Raw genomic sequence first — 687 nt, 5'->3', positions numbered from 1 at the left:
GCCGGACTCCCCGACAATGCCGACCACTTCGCCCTTGGCGACGTCGAGGTCGATGCCGCGCACCGCTTCGAACTGATCGCCTGCCCGCCGGAAGCCTACCCGCAGGCCGCGTATGGACAGCAGCGGCTCACCTTTGCCCGCCTTGTCGACTGCACCCGGCGGCGCTGTAGATATCTGTGCGCTCATCGCTTAATCCGACCTTGGATCGAGAATGTCGCGCAAGCCGTCGCCGATGAAGTTGAAGCCGAGCACGATGGTGAGGATGGCGACGCCCGGACCGAAGGCGATCCACCATTGGTAGAAATGGACGGCGCCATCCGAGATCATCGACCCCCATTCGGGGGTCGGCGGCGTGGCGCCGAGTCCGATGAAGCTGAGCGACGCGGCAAGCAGCACGACCTGGCCAAGATCCATGGTCGCGCTGATCAGCACTGGGGTCCAGCAAAGCGGCAATATGTGCGTGAACAGCACGCGGCGCGGCCTGGCGCCGGCGGCGATCGCCGCCTCGACATGCTCACGCTCCTTCACCTCCAGCACCTGCGCCCGCATCAGCCGGGCATAGACCGGCCACCAGACCAGAACCATGGCGATGGCGGCATTGCCGAGGCCCGGCCCAAGCGACGCCGCGACGGCCATAGCCAGCAGCATCGGCGGGAAGGACAGAGTGACGTCGACAAGCCGCATGAT

General features: G+C 66.1%; 1 protein-coding gene and 1 pseudogene. Both read right to left on the bottom strand.

The window, feature by feature from the left end; translation table 11 throughout:
• A pseudogene (locus EN750_RS37565) lies at positions 1-186 on the bottom strand (ABC transporter ATP-binding protein); the annotation flags it as partial.
• A gap of 3 nt (positions 187-189) precedes the next feature.
• Positions 190-687, bottom strand: a 498-nt coding sequence (locus tag EN750_RS37560; protein WP_145968347.1) for an ABC transporter permease, incomplete at its 5' end; no start/stop codon positions are given.

It is taken from the genome of Mesorhizobium sp. M7A.F.Ca.ET.027.03.2.1 (assembly GCF_003999175.1).
Classification (GTDB): domain Bacteria; phylum Pseudomonadota; class Alphaproteobacteria; order Rhizobiales; family Rhizobiaceae; genus Mesorhizobium.
This window is presented reverse-complemented; position numbering and strand designations above follow the sequence as displayed.